We start from the raw sequence: 18,135 nt of genomic DNA, 5'->3' as shown, positions 1-18,135 counted from the left end.
CGGAGTTCAGCGTGGAACCCATCGCGATCATCGGAATGAGCGCCAGGGTTCCCGGAGCCGGTGACCTGGCGCAGTTCTGGCGCAACCTGGTCGACGGCGTCGAGTCGGTGACCGTCTTCAGCCGCGAGGAGCAGCTCGCTCTGGGGGTGAGCGAGGCCGAGCTCGACGATCCCGCGTTCGTGCCCGCCGTACACGTGCTGGCCGACATGGAGGGCTTCGACGCGCCCTTGTTCGGCATGAGCGCGCGCGAGGCCGAGCTGGCCGACCCGCAGCAGCGGCTGTTCCTGGAGCAGTCGCACGCCGCCCTCACCGACGCCGGCTACGACCCGCGACGCTACGACGGCGAGATCGGCGTGTACGGCGGCGCGGGACCCAGCACCTACCAATGGCTGAACCTGCGCACCAACCCCAAGGTGGCGGGCGCCGGGCTGCTGGGCCTGTCGGTGGGCAACAACCCCGACTACATCGCCACCACCGTCTCCTACCGGCTCGACCTGCGCGGCCCCAGCCTCAGCGTCACCACGGCCTGCTCGACCTCGCTGGTGGCCGTCCACCTGGCCTGCGAGGCGCTGCGCAACGCCGAGTGCGACATGGCGCTGGCCGGAGGCGTCTGCGTCGAGCTGCCCTACAGCCGCGGCTACGTCGCGCTCGACGGCTACACCTCCTCCTCCGGGCACGTGCGGCCCTTCGACGCCGGAGCCGACGGCACCATGTGGGGCAACGGCGTCGGCGTCGTGACGCTCAAGCGGCTGTCGGACGCGCTGGAGGACGGCGACCACATCCGCGCCGTCATCCTCGGCAACGCCATCAACAACGACGGCGCGAGCAAGGTCGGCTTCTCCGCGCCCTCCCTGCAGGGCCAGGCCGAGGTGATCGCGCAGGCGCTCGGCATGGCCGAGGTCGACCCGCGCACGATCGGCTACGTCGAGGCGCACGGCACCGGCACGGCGATGGGCGACCCGATCGAGGTCGCGGCGCTGAGCGCCGTCTACGGCCGCGACCACTCCGAGACCGGCTGGTGCGGCCTGGGCTCGGTCAAGTCGAACCTGGGCCACCTGAGCCAGGCCTCGGGCGTCGTCGGCCTGATCAAGGCGGTGCTGGCGATGGAGCACGGGCTGATCCCGCCCACCGTCAACTACGAGCGGCCCAACCCGGCCATCGACTTCGACTCCAGCCCCTTCTACGTCGCCTCCAGCCTCACCAAGTGGGACGACACGGGCGGCCCGCGCCGGGCCGCGGTCAGCTCGTTCGGGATCGGCGGCACCAACGCGCACCTGGTGCTGCAGGAGGCCCCGTCGCGGCCGGCCGTACCCGCGCCGACCCGGCCCGAGCTGATCCAGCTGTCGGCCCGCACCCCCGCCGCCCTGGAGGCCGCCAGGACCCGGCTGGCCGACTTCGTGGCGCGCGAGCCGCGGGTGCCACTCGCGGACGTGGCGCACACGCTGCGCGTGGGCCGCCCGGCCCACCAGCACCGGGCCGCGATACTCGCCGAGGACGCGGCCGCGCTCGGCGACGCGAAACGCTGGCAGAGCGGCACGAGCGCCGATCCGTCGGTGGCCTTCCTGTTCTCCGGTCAGGGCGCGCAGTACGCGGGCATGGGCGCGGGCCTGTACGCGGCCGAGCCCGTGTTCGCCGCCGCCGTGGACCGTTGCGCCGAGCTGCTGCTGCCCGAACTGGGCGTGGACGTGCGCGGCGAGCTGACGGCCGAAGACCTCGGCCAGACCGGGCTGACCCAGCCCGCGCTGTTCACGATCGAGTACGCCCTGGCCTGCCTGTGGCAGGAGTGGGGCGTACGGCCCGCCGCGATGATCGGCCACTCCATCGGTGAGTACGTCGCCGCCACCGTGGCGGGCGTGTTCACCCTGCCCGACGCGCTGCGCCTGGTGGCCGCGCGCGGCCGGCTCATGCAGTCGATGCCGCCCGGCTCGATGCTGGCCGTGCAGCGCGACCCGGAGGAGCTGGAGGCGCTGCTGCCCGCCGACGTCTGCGTCGCCACGGTCAACGGGCCCGGCGCCTGCGTGGTGGCCGGCCCGGCGGAGTCCGTCGACGAGCTCGCGGTACGGCTGCGCGCCGCCGGGCTGCGCTGCACGCCGCTGCGCACCTCGCACGCCTTCCACTCGGCGATGATGGACCCGATCCTGGCCGAGTTCACCGCCGTGGTCGCCTCCGTGCCCAGGCGGGCGCCCGAGATCCCGTTCCTGTCGAACGTCACCGGCGACTGGATCACCGCCGAGCAGGCCACCGACCCGGCGTACTGGGCGCGCCACCTGCGCTCGCCCGTGCTGTTCGGGGCGTGCGTGCGCACCCTGGTCTCCGAGGGCGAGTGGGCGCTGCTGGAGTGCGGTCCCGGCAAGCAGCTGTCGAGCCTGGCGCGCATGCAGCTGCGCGAGGCCGTCGCCGCCGGGGCCTTCGCGCCCGCGGCGAGCCTGCCAGGACCGGGCGAGAAGAGCGACGACCTCACGGTCCTGTACGGCACGGCGGCCCGGCTTTGGGTGGCGGGGGTCCCCGTTTCGTTGCCGTCGTCGGGGCGGCGCGTGTCGCTGCCCGGTTACCCGTACGAGCGCACCCGCCACTTCGTCGAGGCGGGCGCCGGGGCGGTCAGCGTCGCTCCCGCCGCCCCGCGCACGACGCACGACTGGTTCGAGGTGCCCGTGTGGCGGCAGCTGCCACCGGCCGGGCCGGGTGAGCCGCTGTCGGGCTGCGTGCTCTTCGCCGACGGCGAGCGCGCCTCCCGGCTGGCGGGGAGCTCCGCGGTCGGGAGATCCGTGGTGGTGGTGCGGCCGGGCGAGGCCTTCGCGGCGGTCGACGGCGGCTTCACGCTGCGGCCAGGGGTCGCGGAGGACTACGAGGCCCTGGTCGCGGCGCTCGGACGGGTCACGCAGGACCAAGACACGCCGGTGCTCGGCGGGGTGACCCGGATCGTGCACGCCTGGGCGCTCGACGGCGAGCCGGCGGGCGACGGCCCGGGAGCTGTCGAGCGCGCGCAGGAGCGCGGCTTCCTCAGCCTCCTGCTCCTGCTCCAGGCCCTGGGCGGCGCGGCCGAGGGGCTGCGGCTCGACGTCCTGACCGAGGGCACCCAGGATCCCCTGGGCGGCGACCTGACCCGGCCCGAGCACGCGACCGTGGCGGGCATCGTCCGTGTCGCCCCGCTGGAGCTCGACGGCCTCACCGTCACCCACATCGACACCGACCGGGCGACCCCCGAATCCGCCATCCTGGCCGAGCTGCACCGCCCCGCCGACGGCGAGACCGTCGCCCTGCGCGGCAGGCGCCGCTGGCAGCGCGGCTTCGAACCCCTCGCCGTGCCCGACGGCGCCACCGCCGTCCGCGAAGGCGGCCGCTACCTGGTCACCGGCGGCCTGGGCGGCATCGGCATCACCCTGGCCGAAGAGCTCGGCACCCGCCACCGGGCCAGGCTCGTCCTGCTGAGCCGCTCGGGACTGCCGGCGCGCGAGGAGTGGGACCACCCGGGCGACGCCCGCACGGCCCGCGCCATCGCGGCCGTGCGCCGCATCGAGCAGGCCGGCGGCCAGGTCACCGTCGTCACCGCCGACGTCACCGACCCGGCGCCCGACCGGGTGCTGGCGGCCTACGGCGGCCTCGACGGCATCATCCACGCGGCGGGCCTGCCGGGCGACGGCATGATCGAGGTGCGCGACCCCGCCCAGTCCAGGCGCGTCCTGGCGCCCAAGGTCACCGGCACGGTCGCCCTGGCGCGCGCCTTCGCCGGCCAGGACCTCGACTTCATCGCCCTGTGCTCCTCGGTCACCGCGCTCACCGGCGGCGTCGGCCAGGTCGACTACACCGCCGCCAACGCCTTCCAGGACGCCTACGCCCGCGCCGCCACGGGCACGCGCGTGGTGTCGCTCAACTGGGGCGCCTGGCTCGAGGTCGGCATGGCGGCCGAGGCCGCCGGCACCGCACCGGCCGAGCCCGTCGCCCACCCGATGCTGCGCACCAGGAGCGGGCAGCTGGTCAAGGGCCTGCTGTCGGCCGCCACCCACTGGGTGCTCGACGAGCACCGGATCGGCGGCACCCCGCTGCTGCCGGGAACCGCCCAGCTGGAGTGCGCCAGGGCCGCCTTCGAGTCGTGCGTGCCCGCGCCGGGGGACGGCCACGCGATCGAGCTGAGCGACGTGGTCTTCGCCGAGCCGCTGGCCGTACCCGACCGCACCGAGGTGAGCGTCGCCGTCGACCCCGGCGGCCGCTTCGAGGTGGCCGCCGGCGGCAGGGCCCGCACCTCGGGCGCCGCCGCCTGGGTGCCGGCCGGACCCGCCAGCGTCGATCCCGGCGCCCTGATGGGACGCATGCGGCCGGCCGAGCCGCAGGCGGGGCAGAGCGCGATCACCTTCGGACCGCACTGGCGCGAGCCGGAGCGGGTCTGGCACGGCGACGGCGAGGAGCTCGCCCTGATCGAGGCGGTCTTCCCCGAGGAGGCCTCGCAGTGGGTGCTGCATCCCGCGCTGCTCGACGTGGCCACCTCGTTCGGGTCCGCGCGCGGCGGCACCTACCTGCCGCTCGGCTACGGGCGGCTGCTGGTTCACGGGCCGCTGCCCGCACGTTTCTACAGCCACCTGCGCCGGCGCAGCACCGGGGCGGAGGTCGTCGCGGCCGATCTGACGCTGTTCGACGAGAGCGGCTCGGTGCTGGTCGAGATCGAGGAGTTCACGCTGCGGCGGGTGGACCCGGCGCAGCTCGACCTCGCGGGCGCGCGGTCGGCCGAACCCGCGGGAGCGGGCATCAGGCCCGCCGACGGCGCCGCCGCCTTCCTCAGGGTGCTGGCCGCCGATCCCGGCCCGCAGGTCGTGGTCAGCGCCACCGCCCTGGCGCAGATCGCCGAGCGCGAACGCACCCCCGCCGCCGCGCCCGAGCCCGCCGGGCCCGTCGAGCGCTCCACCCCGTACAACGCGCCCTCCAGCGAGCTGGGGGTCACCATCGCCCGCATCTGGGGCGAGGTACTGGGCGTGGCGCGGGTCGGCGCCGACGACGACTTCTTCGACCTGGGCGGCAACTCGCTCGTGGCCGTCCAGCTCATCGCCCAGGTGCGCGCGGCGACCGGCGTCAAGCTGCCGATGCGCACCCTCTTCGAGGCGCCCACCGTCGAGCAGATGGCCGCCCGCGTCGAGCAGCTCAGCGCCAAACCGCAGGCGCCCACCGCCATCCCGAGACTGGCCCGGAGGTAGCAACCGTGTGGCTCGTAGTCGTCAATGACGAGGAGCAGTACTCGATCTGGGCCGACGGCAGCCCCCTCCCGGCGGGCTGGCGCCCGGCCGGGTTCGAGGGGGCGCGCGAGGCGTGCCTGGAGCACATCGAGCAGGTGTGGACCGACATGCGGCCCAAGCGGGTGCGCGCATGACCACCCTCATCCCCTCCGAGCAGCCCGAGAGCGTCCTGCCCCCTGGCGAGTGGCTGGCTCCCGCCTCCTTCGCGCAGGAGCGGGTCTGGCTGGCCGCGCAACTGGCCGGGGACGTCCCGGCCTACAACGTCGTCGACGCCGTCCCCCTCGACCTGCCACTCGACCCCGAGACCATCGCCGGGGCGCTGGCCGAGGTGGTGCGCAGGCACGAGACGCTCCGCACCGGCCTGCGCATGGTCGACGGGGCGCTCACCCAGGTCGTGCTCGACGAGGTCGCGGTGGAGCCCGGCCTGCTGGACCTGTCGGACCTGCCCGCCGACGAGCGCCGGTCGGGGCTGCGCGCCCTGCTGGCCCAGTACGGCAGGCTGGAGCTGGACCTGGAGCGGGCCCCGCTGTGGCGGGCGACGATCGTGCGGCTGGCCGACGAGGAATGGCGCCTGGCCTTCGTCGGCCACCACACCGTCCTCGACGCCGGCTCCGACCTCAACCTGGCCGCCGAGATCCGCGAGCTGTGCGCGGCGGCCGTCGAGGGCCGCCCCGCCGACCTGCCCGAGCTGGCCATCCAGTACGCCGACTTCGCCGCCTGGCAGCGCGACGCGCTGGCGGGCCCGGCCATGGAGGCCGAGCTGGGCTGGTGGCGCGAGCGGCTGGCCGATCTGCCGCCGGTGCACGCCCTGCCCACCGACCGCCCCCGCCCGGCGACGCCCTCGCACCGGGGCGCCGAGGTTCCCTTCACACTCGGCCCCGGCCTGCTGGCCGCGGTGAACGCGCTGGCCAGGCAGCACCGCGCCAGCACGTTCATGGTGCTGCACGCCGCCCTGGCCGCCCTGCTGCACCGGCTGTCGGGCCAGACCGACATCGTGATCGGCGCCCTGGTCGCCGGTCGTGACCGGCCCGAGCTGGCTCCGCTCATCGGCATGTTCGTCAACAACGTGGTGCTGCGCACCGACCTGACCGGCGACCCCGCCTTCGCCGAGCTGGTGGAGCGCGAGCGCGACCAGACCCTGGAGGCGTGGGAGCACCAGGAGGTGCCCTTCCACAAGGTCGTCGAGGCCGTGGCGCCGCGCCGCGACCCCGGCGTGCACCCGCTGTTCCAGATCAGCCTCAACTACCTGCCCCACTCCGGCACCGGGTACAGCAACGGCACCTCGCGCCGCGACCTGGCCTTCGAGCTGACCGCGGGCGAGTGCCGGCTGGAGTACTCCACCGACCTGTTCGACGAGGCGAGCGCGACCGCTCTCACCGAGCGCTACCTGCGGCTGCTCACCGAGGCCGTCGCCCACCCGGGCCGGCGCGTCTCCGAGCTGTCGCTGCTGGGGCCCGACGAGCTCGACTGGCTGCTGCACGGCCGCAACGACACCGCCGTGCCGTACCCGGACCAGGCCACCCTGCACGGCCTGATCGAGCGGCAGGCCGCGGCCACGCCCGGCGCGCCCGCCGTGACCTTCGAGGGCCGCACCCTCACCTACGCCGAGGTCAACGCCCGCGCCAACCGCATCGCCCACGGGCTGCGCCGCCGGGGCGTCGGCCCCGAGACCCTGGTCGGGGTCTGCGCCGAACGTTCCTTCGAGCTGGTGGCGGCGATCCTGGGCGTGATGAAGGCCGGCGGCGCCTACATGCCGCTCGACCCCGAGTACCCGGTCGACCGGCTCGCCTTCCTCGTCGAGGACGCCCAGGCGCCGGTGCTGCTCGCGCAGGGCCACCTGACCGGGCTGCTGCCCGAGGGCGTCGAGGTGCTGCTGCTCGACCAGCCATGGGACGAGCCTGACGACGACCCCGACTCCGGCGTCACGCCCGACAACCTCGCCTACATGATCTACACCTCGGGCTCGACGGGCCGCCCCAAGGGCGTGCCCACCCCGCACCGGGCCGCCGTCAACCACATCGACGACATGCAGCGCCGCCACGACCTGGGTCCAGGCGACGTGATGCTGCAAAAGACCGTGATGAGCGCCGACGTGTCGATGCGCGAGTTCATGTGGCCGCTGCAGACCGGCGCCCGCATGGTCCTGGCCCGCCCCGGCGGGCACAAGGACGCCGCCTACCTGCGCGATTTGATCAACGCCGAGCACGTCACGGTGACCAACTTCGTGCCCTCCATGCTCGCGGTCTTCCTGGAGGAGGACGTCTCCAGCTGCGCCTCGCTGCGCCTGGTGACCAGCGGCGGCGAAGCGCTGCCCGGGCACGTCGGCGCCCGCTTCTGCCGTACGCTGCCCGGCTGCCGGCTGGTCAACATCTACGGGCCGACCGAGACCACCATGGACGTCACCTGGTGGCCCGTCACGACGGACACCATCGACGGCGAGACCGTCGCGCCGCTCGGCGGGCCCATCCAGAACACCACCATCTACGTGCTCGACGCGGCCCTGCGGCCGCAGCCGCCCGGCGTGGCCGGGGAGCTGTGCGTCGGCGGCGTCCAGGTCGCGCGCGGCTACCACCGGCGGCCGTCGCTGACCGCCGACCGCTTCGTGCCCGACCCGTACGGCCCGCCGGGCAGCAGGCTCTACCGCACCGGCGACCTGGCCCGCTGGCGGCCCGACGGCACCCTGGAGTTCCTGGGCCGCACCGACGGCCAGATCAAGCTGCGCGGCCTGCGCATCGAACTGGGCGAGATCGAGTCGGCGCTGCGCGACCAGGACGGCGTGCGTGACGCGGTCGTGCTGGTGCGCGAGGACAACCCGGGAGACAAGCGGCTGGTCGGCTACCTGGCGGTCGATGCCGAGCCCGACCTGGCGCAGCTGCGCGTCGAGCTGCGTAAGCGCCTGCCCGACCACATGGTGCCCACCGCGTTCGTCACCATGGAGCGTTTCCCGCAGACCACCAACGGCAAGCTCGACCGCAAGTCGCTGCCCGCCCCCGAGGGCCAGCGGCTGCTCGTCGGCGAGAGCGTCGCCCCGCGCACCGGGACCGAGCAGGAGATCGCCGCCATCTGGACCGAGGTGCTCGGCATCGACGGCGTCGGCATCGACGACGACTTCTTCGAGCTCGGCGGCCACTCCCTGCTGGCCACCCAGGTCGTCGCCAAGCTGCGCAAGCTCACCGCCTCCACCGGGCGGCAGATCAGCGTCATGGACCTGTTCCAGTCGCCGACCATCAGGCAGCTCGCCGAGCTCGTCGAGGGCCCGGCGGTGGCCGAACGCGGCATGCTGCACGAGCTGACCAGGCCCTCGCGCCACGTCACCCAGTCGATCGTCTGCGTGCCGTACGGCGGAGGCAGCGCGGTCGTCTACCTGCCGCTGGCCGAGGCGCTACCCGAAGGCCACGCCCTGTACTCCCTGGCCATCCCCGGCCACGACGTGGGCGTCGACGAGGAGGCGCTGCCCTTCGAGGAGCTGGCCACCCGCTCGACCGAGGAGATCCTCGACCGGGTCGGCGGCCCGATCGTCCTGTACGGCCACTGCGGCGTCGGCGGCGCGCTGGTGATCGAGCTGGCCAGGCGACTGGAGGCGGCCGGACGCGACGTGCGTGCCGTCTTCACCGGCGGCGTCTTCCCCGCCGCGCAGGCGCCCGGCGCCATGGCCAGGTTCCTGACCTGGCTCGACAGCAAGTCGAGCAACCGGCACCACGCCAACTGGCTCAAGGGCATGGGCGTCGACATGGACGAGCTCGACCCGGCGCAGGCCGACCGGATCGTGGCCAACATGCGGCACGACACGCGCAACGCGGAGGCGTACTTCACGCGGCTGCTGGACGAGGGCGCCGCGCCGCTGCGGGCGCCGATCGTGTCGGTGGTGGGCGAGCGCGACCCGCTGACCGACTACCACCAGGAGCGCTTCAAGGAGTGGGGCTTCCTGACCGGCACCACCGCGCTCGTGGTGCTGGACGAGGCGGGCCACTTCTTCGTCAAGCACCGGGCGGGCGAGCTGGCGCGCATCCTCACCGAGACGCCGCAGGCCCTGCCAGGCGGCAGTGTCGGCGGCGACACCTGGCGCCTGGAAGCCGTCGCCGAGCGCTCGACCCCCGACACCTCCCAGGCCGGGCTGCGGCGGTTCCTGGCCGTCACCTCCGGCCAGCTGCTCTCCCTGCTCGGCTCGGCGCTCACGCAGTGGGCCGTCCCGGTGTGGATCTTCATGGAGACCGGCTCCTACTTCTGGTTCGGCCTGTTCGGCGTGCTCGCCTACGCCCCCGGCCTCATCGCCATGCCCCTGGCGGGAGCGCTGGCCGACCGGCACGACCGGCGCCGCCTCCTGCTGATGTCGAGCCTGGCAGCCGGAGCGTGCGAGGCGACCATGGCGGTCCTGGTGCTCAGCGGCAGGACCGGCGTCGGGCCCATCCTGGCGCTGATCTCCCTGCTCAGCATCGCCTCGGTCTTCGAACGCGTCGCCTACACCGCGGCCATCCCCCAGCTGGCGCCCAAGCGCTACCTCGGCCACGCCAACGGCGTCGCCCAGCTCGTCAACGGCACCGCCATGCTCGTCATGCCGCTCATCGCCGCCGGCATGCTGGCCGCGATCGGGCTCGGCGGCATCCTCGTGCTCGACGTCATCAGCTACACCATCGCCATCTCGGTGCTGCTGGTCGTGCGCTTCCCGAACCTGCTCGGGCGGCGGCGCAGGGAGCCGCTGCTCAAGGAGATGGCCGAAGGCCTGCGCTACTCCTGGGGCAACCGCGGCTTCCGCGCCATGCTGATCTACTTCTCGGTGCTCAACCTGCTGCTGGCCGCACCGCTGTTCCTGGTCTCCCCGATGGTCCTCGGCTTCGGCACCACCGCCGACGTCGGCGCGGTCGCCTTCGCCGAGGGCGTCGGCACCGTGCTGGGCGGGCTGCTCATGGCGTTGTGGGGCGGCCCCCGCCGGCGGCGCATGGTCAGGCTGATGACCTTCACCCTGCTCGTGGCGGCCTGCTGCTTCGTCGCGGGGCTTCAGCCCTCGCTGCCGCTCATCGCCTTCGGCCTGTTCGGCATGGGCTTCGGGCTGGCGCTCAGCCAGGGCGTCTACACCACCATCGTGCAGATCAAGGTGCCGCAGCGTTTCCACGGCCGGGTCATCTCGATCAACCAGGCCATCTCATGGGCGGCCTTCCCGCTCGGCTTCGGCGTGCTGACGCCGCTGGCCGGCAGCGTCCTGGAGCCGCTCATGCAGCAGCAGGGCGCGCTGGCCGGCTCGCTCGGCGCCCTCATCGGCACCGGGCCCGGCCGCGGCCTGGCCCTGGCCTACCTGCTGTGCGGCGCCGGCCTGGCCCTCGCGGCGGCCATCGGCCTGCGCACCCGGGTGCTGTCGCGGCTCGACACCGACCTGCCCGACGCGCTTCCCGACGACCTCATCGGCATCCAGCAACTGGCGGCACGCTCATGACCACCGGACAGTTCGCCCACCTGCACCGCGGCGACCCCGACCACCAGCCGTGGGACGCGGCGACCATCCACGGACGATTCTGGCAGGTCGCCGGCGCCCATCCCGGCCGGGTGGCGGTGATCGGGCGCGACGAGAGCCTCACCTACGCCGAGCTCGGCGCCAGGGCCAGGGCGGTGGCCGCGGCCGTGCGGGGCGCCAAGCGGGTGGCGATCCTGCTCGACCACGGGCCCGGCCTGATGGCCGCCATCCTCGGCGCGCTCAGCGCCGGGGCGCTGTACGTGCCGCTGGACCCGCGCTACCCGGCGCGGCGGCTGGAACAGATGGCCGAGCTGGCCGAACCCGACGCCGTCGTCGTCTCACCCGGGCACCGCGACCTGGCGGCGCGGCTGGCTCCCGGTGTCCCGCACGTCGTTCCCGGGCCGGACGCCGCGTTAACCCCGGTCGAGGTCGACCCCGACGAGCCCGCCTACATCCTGTTCACCTCCGGCTCCACCGGCCGGCCCAAGGGCGTCGTCCAGACCCACCGCAACGCGCTGTTCCAGGTGCGCACCCACTCCACCAACCTGCGCATCGGACCCGGCGACCGCGTGAGCGTGCTGTCGTCGTTCAGCTTCGACATGGCCGTGACGGACGGCTTCTCCGCCCTCCTCAACGGCGGCGCCGCCGTAGCCGTCGACCTGCACAGGGACGGGCTCAACGGCCTGGCCGCGCTGCTCGGCGAGCACGGCGTCACCATCTACCACTCCACGCCCACCGTCTACCGCTACCTGCTCGACTCGCTGGCCCCCGATCAGCGGCTCGACAGCGTGCGCGCCGTGGTGCTGGGCGGGGAGGAGGTCGTACGGCACGACCTCGAACGGTTCGTCAGGCACTTCCCCGGCTTCGCGGTGTTCGTCAACGGCTACGGGGCGACGGAGATCTCCTTCGCCGTGCAGAACCACCTGACCGTCGCCGACATCCAGGCCGGACGCAGCGTCGGCGCCGGGGTCGTGCCGATCGGCCTGCCCCTGGAGGGCGCCGAGGTCGACCTGCGCGGCGGCGACGGCGTCGCCGAGATCGTCATCCGCAGCGCCCACCTGGCCTCCTACTGGCGCGTCGACGACCCCCGCTTCGGCGTCGACCCCGACGGCGTGCGCCACTACCGCACCGGCGACGTGGCCCGCCGCCTGCCCGACGGCCGCCTGCTCTACCTGGGCAGGGCCGACCGCCAGGTCAAGATCCGCGGCAACCGGGTGGAGCTCGGCGAGGTGGAGGCCGCCCTGGCGGCCCTGCCCGAGGTGGCCAGGGCCGCCGTGGCCGTCAAGGACGGCACGCTCGTCGCCTACGTCAACGGGGAGCACGCCGATCCGCTCGCCGTACGGCAGGCGCTGGGCGAGGTGCTGCCCGACTTCATGGTCCCGGCGCGGGTGGTGCGCGTGGACGCCTTCCCCATGACGCCCACCGGCAAGATCGACACCGCGGCGCTTCCGGCCCCCGTGGCGGTGGAGGATGACGCCACGGCCCCCGCCGACGGGCTCGGCGGCATGATCGCCGCCGCCTGGAGCGCGGTGCTCGGCCTGCCCGGGGTGGGGGCGGCGACGAACTTCTTCGACCTGGGAGGAGACTCGCTGGCGATGGGACGGGTGCAGCGGCGCCTGGAAGAGGTGCTGGGGCGGCGCGTTCCGCTCACCACGCTGTACGCCTTCCCGACGGTCTCGTCGCTGGCCGCCCATCTGGAGGCGTCCGATGCGGGCGGGTCGGCGATGGCCAGCGCCGCGGCCGACCGCGCCGCCCGCCGCCGCACCTCTACTCTCGGCGCTCCTTCTCGGCGCGCTCGACGAGGGCCGTGATCAGCGAGATCAGGCGCGGTCGCACGTCACGCGGGATGTCGTGGCCCATCCCGTCGATGATCACCAGCTCGGCGCCGGGGATCGCCGCGGCCGTGGCGTGCCCGCCGCTGACGTCGCACATCACGTCGTCGGCGCCGTGCACCACCAGCGTCGGCACCGACACCGACCGCAGCCGGCCGGTGCGGTCGCCCGACGCCAGCGAGGCCACGGCCTGGCGGGCGATGCCGACGGGGTCGTAGGAGCGGTCGAAGGAACGCCCGGTCCGCTCGGCGAGCGCCGCCTCGTCGGGTGCGAACCCGGGTGAGCGCACCGCCCGCGACACCCGCAGCATCTGGTCGATCACCTCCTGGCGGGTGGTGGCCGGCCCGCCACCGGCCAGCGCGGCCAGCGCCTCCGGTCTGGCCTGCCCGACCGACAGGTCGCCTGTCGTCGACATGATGGAGGTCAGCGACCTGACCCGGCCGGGGTGCTCGATGGCGACCGTCTGGGCGATGGCGCCGCCCAGCGAGCCTCCGACCAGGTGCGCGCTGGCGAGCCCGAGCGCGTCGAGCAGGCCGACGGTGTCGGCGGCCATGTCGGACAGGGTGTAGGAGGCGGACGACATGTCCCCGGCCATGGCCGCCGGCAGATCGGGGGCGGGAGCGTCGTGCAGGTGCGTCGACAGGCCGACGTCGCGGTTGTCGAAGCGGACGACGTGCAGCCCCTCGCCGGCCAGGGCGGTGCAGAACTCCTCCGCCCATCCGAGCATTTGCACGCCGATGCCCATGATGAGCACCACGGGCGGCGCGGAAGGATCACCGAAACGTTCGTAGGCTATTTCGATTTTCGCCGGTCCGACATTCACTGCCTTTTCTTCGCTCACGCCCCGGAATATACGACGTAAATTGCCGAATGGACCAATCGAATTTCTTCGTTTATCCTGAAAATGGCAGGAGTTCTCTATACTCCCGCGCCCCGTGCACGCGGAAGACCTCCAGCGCCTCGGCCATGGCCGCGGCGGCGGCAGCGGCGTCGCCGAGTTCCCGGTGCGCTCGCGACAGGTCGCGCAGGGTGCGCGCACGCGCCACGGCGGCGCTCACCGTCTCCCACCGGGCCAGCGACTCCTCCAGGCGTGACCTGGCCGGCAGCGGATCGCCTTCGGCCAGGGCGAGCTCGCCCTGCGTGCGCAGCGTCCAGGCCTCGCCCCAGCGGTCGTTGAGCGCGCGGGTCACCGCGAGGACCTCGCGCAGCTCCAGGCGGGCCGGGACCAGGGCGCCCAGGCGGATCCGGGTCTTGGCCAAAGCGCCCAGGGTGTAGGCGGCCATGAGCCGGTCGCCCTGGCCGTGGAAGATCGCCAGCGCGCGCTCGCACAGCTCCAGCGCCTGGTCGAGTTCGCCGCGCGCCCGGTGGTGGAGGGCCATGGTGCGCAGGGTCAGCCCTTCGCCGCGCACGCTGCCCGCTTCTTGATAGAGGCGAAGCGCTGCGGCCAGCTCGCTCCAGGCAGCCGGGTAGTCGCCCTTCTCCAGGTGCACGCTCCCAGCCAGCCGCTTGACGTGCGCCAGCGCCGCAGGGTCGGACATGCCCTTGCCGTGTGAGGGCGCCGCCGGGCTCTTGGCGTGTGAGGGCGCCGTTGGGCTGCTGCCGTGTGAGGGCGCCGCCGGGCTGTTGGCGTGTGAGGGTGCCGCCGGGCCGCTCCACAGCCGGTCGGCCCGTGCCAGGAACTCCAGGGCCTCGGCCAGATGCCCCTGCTCGCGGCAGGCGGCGCCCAGCGCGGCCAGCGCGGCGGCCTCGCCCCTGACCTCCCCCGCCGAGCGGAACAGCGGCAACGCCCGCCCCAGGCACTCCCGCGAGCGCGGGAAGTCATCGCGTTCGAAGTGCAGCCGCCCGAGCCCCGCCAGCAGGGTCGCCTCGCCGAGCCCGTTGCCCATGCGCCGGGCGACACCGAGCGCGGCCTGGTGGGTGCGGTGCCAGGCCGTGAAAGGGTCGTCGAACACGTGCCTGCTGCCCTCCAGCGCGACCGAGCACACCGTGGCGGCCAGCTCCACCGCGACGTCGTCGAGATCCAGGCCTGCTGCCAGCTCGACCGCGGCGATCAGGTTCTCCTCCTCGGCACGCAGCCAGCCGTCGGGGTCGGCCAGAGCCGCGCGCAGGACCGCCGCCTCCAGCGGGCGCGCCAGGTCGCGGACACCGCGGTGCAGCGGCACCCCGGCCGAGGCGGCCTCGCCCAGCCGCTGCAGCAGCCAGAGGCACCCGCCGAGCACCCTGCGCACCACGGCCTCGCGCTCCGGGGGCGGTTCCTCCTGGTGGGCCCGCTCGCGGGCGAACAACCTGATCAGGTCGTGCAGCCGATAACGCTGACCGGCGACGGTGGCCAGGGAGGCGTCGACGAGGTGCTCCAGCACCCGCTCCGCCTCCTCCAGCCCGGTCTCCAGGGCCGCCGCAGCGACCCACACGGAGATGGACGGCAGGCCGAGCATCCCCAGGCGCCGCAGCGCCGCCCTGGCATCGGGCCGCAGCAGCTCGTAGCTGAGGGCGATGCCGGCCCGCACCTCCTGGTCGCCGACGGTGAGCTCGTCGAGCCGGTGCTGCTCGTCGGCCAGCCGGTCGGCGAACTGCGCCACCGACCAGTGCCCGCGCGAGGCCAGCCTCGACCCGGCGATGCGCAGCGCCAGCGGCAGGCCGCAGCACTGCCGTACGAGACGGGCGGACGCCTCCGGGTCGGCGGCGATCCGCGCCGGTCCCGCGATCCGCCCCAGCAGGCGCAGCGCCGCCTCGTCGGGGAGCATGCCGAGCTCGAGGGCGCTCGCCCCGGCCAGGCCGGTCAGCCGGACGCGGGAGGTGACGATCACCCCCGAGCCGGGTGTGCCCGGCAGCAGCGGCCTGACCTGGCTCTCGGACGCGGCGTCGTCAAGCAGGACCAGCGTCCGGCGACCGGCCAGGAGGGTGCGGTAGCGGGCGGCGCACTCTTCCAGGGTGTCGGGCGGGAGCATACCGGGCTCCAGCTCGCGCAGCAGGCGGCCGAGCACCTCGCGCGGCGTGGCCAGCGTCTCGGTCGTGCCGCGCAGCTCCACGTGCAGCTGGCCGTCGGGGTAGAAGGCCGCGATCTCGTGCGCGGCCCGCAGTGCCAGGGCCGACTTGCCGACGCCGCCCGGCCCGACGATCACGCAGACAGGCCAGGTGCGGGGCCGGGTGAGCCGTGCGCGCAGGGTGTCGAGCTCGACCTCCCTGGCGGCGAAGTCGGGCACGGAAGGGGGCAGCTGCCTGGGCGCCACGGTTGTGGTGGCGACGCCCAGGAGGGCGGGGTCCGAGCGCAGGATCGCCTCGTGGGTGCGCTGGAGCGCGGGTCCCGGTTCGATGCCCAGCTCGTCGATCAGCGCCAGCCTGCCCTGCTGGTAGACCGCGAGCGCCTCGGCCTGCCTGCCCGCCCGGTAGAGCGCCACCATGAGGTCGCCGCGCAGCCGTTCCCTGACCGGGTGGGCGGCGACCAGCTCGGTGAGCTCGTCGATCAGGCCCTCGCAGCCGCCCGAGGCCAGGTCCGCGGCGATCCGTTCCTCCAGGACGGCCAGGCGCAGGTCCTGGAGCCTGGCGGCCTCCGCGCGCAGGCAGGTGTCGCCGAGCCCGCCGAGGGCCGGGCCGCGCCACAACGCGAGCGCGGCGCGGAAGGTACGGCCGGCCTCGTGGTGGCCGCCCTCGCGCGCCGCCCGCCGCCCGTGGGCGACCAGGCTCTCGAACACCTCCTTGTCCAGCGCACCGGGCGGGACGGCGGCGGTGTAGCCCACCCGGTGCGAGACGATGACCCCCTCCTGGCCCACGCCGCCGAAGGCCCTGCGCAGCGAGGCCACGTAGGTGTGGAGCACCCCCCGGGCGCTCCGTGGCGGGTCGGCTCCCCAGACCGCCTCCACCAACCGCTCGACGGTGACCACCCGTCCCGCGTCGAGGAGCAGGGCGGCGAGCAACCCCCGCGGCTTGGCTCCCCCGAGGAGGAGCTGCCGCTCGTCGCACCACACTTCAACCGGACCCAGGAGCCGTAACTCCATTGGTTCTCCCAAGAAGAAGCCGATGTGCCGCGGGCAACTCTAGGAAGTCACGGTATGGAGGAGGTATGTCAAGGACGGGTCAGAGGTAGTCGGCCCAGCCGGCGCCGATGCGTACGGCCTGGCCGAACTCGTTGCCGCCCCGGCCGTTCCACACATACAACGTGCTGCGATCCTTCACAGCCGCGATGTCGCCCCGCCCGTCACCGTTGACGTCACCCAGCGACATCAGCAGCGCGTAGGTCGACCAGCCGCCGCCGACCCGGACCGCCCCGCCGAACTCGTTGCCGCCCTGACCGTTCCAGATGTAGAGCGTCTCGCCGTCCTTGATCGCCGCCAGGTCTCCCCGGCCGTCGCCGTTGAAGTCGCCGCCCACCGGCTTGCCATAGGCGCCCCAGCCGCCGCCGACCGGCACCCCCGCGCCGAACTCGCCGTTGCCGCGCCCGTTCCACACATACAACATGCTGCCGCTCTTGACCGCCGCGATGTCGTCACGGCCGTCGCCGTTGACATCACCCACCGACGTCAGCGAGTCGCCGAAGGCGCCCCAGCCGCCACCCACCGGCACCGCGGCGTTGAACTCGTTACCGCCCCGCCCGGTCCACAAGGTCAGCACCTCGTGGTCCTTGATCGCCGCCAGATCGCTGCGGCCGTCACCGTTGAAGTCACCCGAGACCGGCTTGCCGAACCCCGACCACCCCTCACCGATCTTCACCCGGCCACCGAACTCGTTACCGCCCTGACCGTTCCACACATACAGCGCGCCACCCGCGGTGGTGAAGATGTCACCCACCCCGTTGCCGTCGAAGTCGGCCCCGTAGGCGGAGCCGCCGGACGAGCCTCCGACGGGGGCGCTGTAGCCGACGATGTCGGAGCTGGAGCGGGAGTAAACTCTTGGCCCTGGTCCGGTTGTCGCTGTTGCCCTCGATCGTGGAGACCGTGCTGGAGGTGGCGGAGGTGACGACGCCGACGTGGTTGATGTCGCCGTCGCCGTCCCAGTCGAAGACGACGGCGTCTCCCGGCTGCGGGGTGTATCCGCTGCCGCGGCTGTGCCATGTGCCGTAGCGCTGGCCGTAGTCCTTGAGCGAGGAGGCCCAGCCGGTGATGGCCCCGTCCGTGCCCTCGGGGATGCTCGCGTGGGTGACGCCTGCCTTGGACCAGACGTATTTGACGAAGTCGGCGCACCAGTCGCTGTCGCGCCAGCGCACGCCGTCGGTGCTCGGGCAGCCGTCCGCGGGCTTCCAGGTGCGGAAGTAGCCGGTGTAGAAGTTGCAGCCGCTGCCGGCCGGCGACTCGTGGTTGCGCGAGGAGTCGTTCAGTTCGCCCTGCGCCACCGAGACGATGGTGGAGCGGGGGACCGCCGCCGCGGGCGCCGGGGAGACGGCCACCGCGCACACGGCGACGGCAGCGATGGAGAGCACGGTCGCCAGGGGCCGTGCCTGCTTCTTCGGATGAGTCATGGGCCGAAGCCTGGGGCCGGGCTCTCCAAAGTCTCTTCAAAGCCGCTCAAACGGCCAGGTCCTGAGCTGTCGGCGGTCTGGCTCTCGATGTCAGAAGATCACACTCTTGCAGCAAAGTGATCGTTCCTTTATCATCGCTAGTATGGGAGCGCTCCCACAAGGGACTTTCCGACCGCGGTTACG

8 protein-coding genes are annotated in these 18,135 nt (G+C 73.6%); 4 read left to right on the top strand and 4 right to left on the bottom strand.

What is annotated here, in order from left to right; all coding sequences use genetic code 11:
* Positions 1-11: 11 nt before the first annotated feature.
* The 4 genes from ACIBH1_RS11440 to ACIBH1_RS11425 are packed head-to-tail and all read left to right on the top strand — an operon-like array spanning position 12 to position 12,479.
* Positions 12-5,183: an SDR family NAD(P)-dependent oxidoreductase gene (locus ACIBH1_RS11440; RefSeq protein WP_397313588.1), complete on the top strand. Its 5,172-nt coding sequence runs from the start codon at positions 12-14 to the stop codon at positions 5,181-5,183.
* Positions 5,184-5,188: 5 nt separating this feature from the next.
* Positions 5,189-5,356: an MbtH family protein gene (locus tag ACIBH1_RS11435; RefSeq protein WP_397313587.1), complete on the top strand. Its 168-nt coding sequence runs from the start codon at positions 5,189-5,191 to the stop codon at positions 5,354-5,356.
* Positions 5,353-10,650: an amino acid adenylation domain-containing protein gene (locus ACIBH1_RS11430; RefSeq protein WP_397313586.1), complete on the top strand. Its 5,298-nt coding sequence runs from the start codon at positions 5,353-5,355 to the stop codon at positions 10,648-10,650. The genes ACIBH1_RS11435 and ACIBH1_RS11430 overlap by 4 nt, the downstream gene beginning before the upstream one ends.
* Positions 10,647-12,479, top strand: a complete 1,833-nt coding sequence (locus ACIBH1_RS11425; RefSeq protein WP_397313585.1) for an AMP-binding protein — start codon at positions 10,647-10,649, stop codon at positions 12,477-12,479. Before ACIBH1_RS11430 ends, ACIBH1_RS11425 begins: the two co-directional genes overlap by 4 nt.
* Here ACIBH1_RS11425 and ACIBH1_RS11420 read toward each other — a convergent pair.
* From ACIBH1_RS11420 to ACIBH1_RS11405, 4 genes are all read right to left on the bottom strand, one after another.
* Entirely contained in the window at positions 12,436-13,341 is a 906-nt protein-coding gene (locus tag ACIBH1_RS11420) for an alpha/beta fold hydrolase (RefSeq protein WP_397313584.1), read from the bottom strand. The two genes, ACIBH1_RS11425 and ACIBH1_RS11420, sit on opposite strands and share 44 nt — an antisense overlap.
* 52 nt (positions 13,342-13,393) lie before the next feature.
* A complete protein-coding gene (locus tag ACIBH1_RS11415; RefSeq protein ID WP_397313583.1) occupies positions 13,394-16,495 on the bottom strand; it encodes a BTAD domain-containing putative transcriptional regulator in 3,102 nt (1,033 codons plus the stop codon).
* A gap of 79 nt (positions 16,496-16,574) precedes the next feature.
* The gene (locus ACIBH1_RS11410) at positions 16,575-17,285 is read right to left on the bottom strand and encodes an FG-GAP repeat domain-containing protein (protein WP_397313582.1); all 711 of its coding nucleotides are present in this window, start codon (positions 17,283-17,285) and stop codon (positions 16,575-16,577) included.
* A complete protein-coding gene (locus ACIBH1_RS11405) occupies positions 17,278-17,952 on the bottom strand; it encodes a CHAP domain-containing protein (protein WP_397313581.1) in 675 nt (224 codons plus the stop codon). Before ACIBH1_RS11405 ends, ACIBH1_RS11410 begins: the two co-directional genes overlap by 8 nt.
* Between the last annotated feature and the right edge of the window lie 183 nt (positions 17,953-18,135).

Origin of the sequence: Nonomuraea sp. NPDC050663, assembly GCF_044456985.1 — a bacterium.
Lineage (GTDB): Bacteria > Actinomycetota > Actinomycetes > Streptosporangiales > Streptosporangiaceae > Nonomuraea.
Note: the sequence above shows the minus strand (reverse complement) of the source record. Positions and strands in the feature narration are given on the sequence as shown.

Excerpts from the sequence above, each read along its gene's own strand:
- ACIBH1_RS11430 (WP_397313586.1), top strand. The coding sequence starts at position 5,353 with ATGACCACCCTCATCCCCTCCGAGCAGCCCGAGAGCGTCCTGCCCCCT.
- ACIBH1_RS11425 (WP_397313585.1), top strand. The coding sequence starts at position 10,647 with ATGACCACCGGACAGTTCGCCCACCTGCACCGCGGCGACCCCGACCAC.
- ACIBH1_RS11415 (WP_397313583.1), bottom strand. The coding sequence starts at position 16,495 with ATGGAGTTACGGCTCCTGGGTCCGGTTGAAGTGTGGTGCGACGAGCGG.
- ACIBH1_RS11405 (WP_397313581.1), bottom strand. The coding sequence starts at position 17,952 with ATGACTCATCCGAAGAAGCAGGCACGGCCCCTGGCGACCGTGCTCTCC.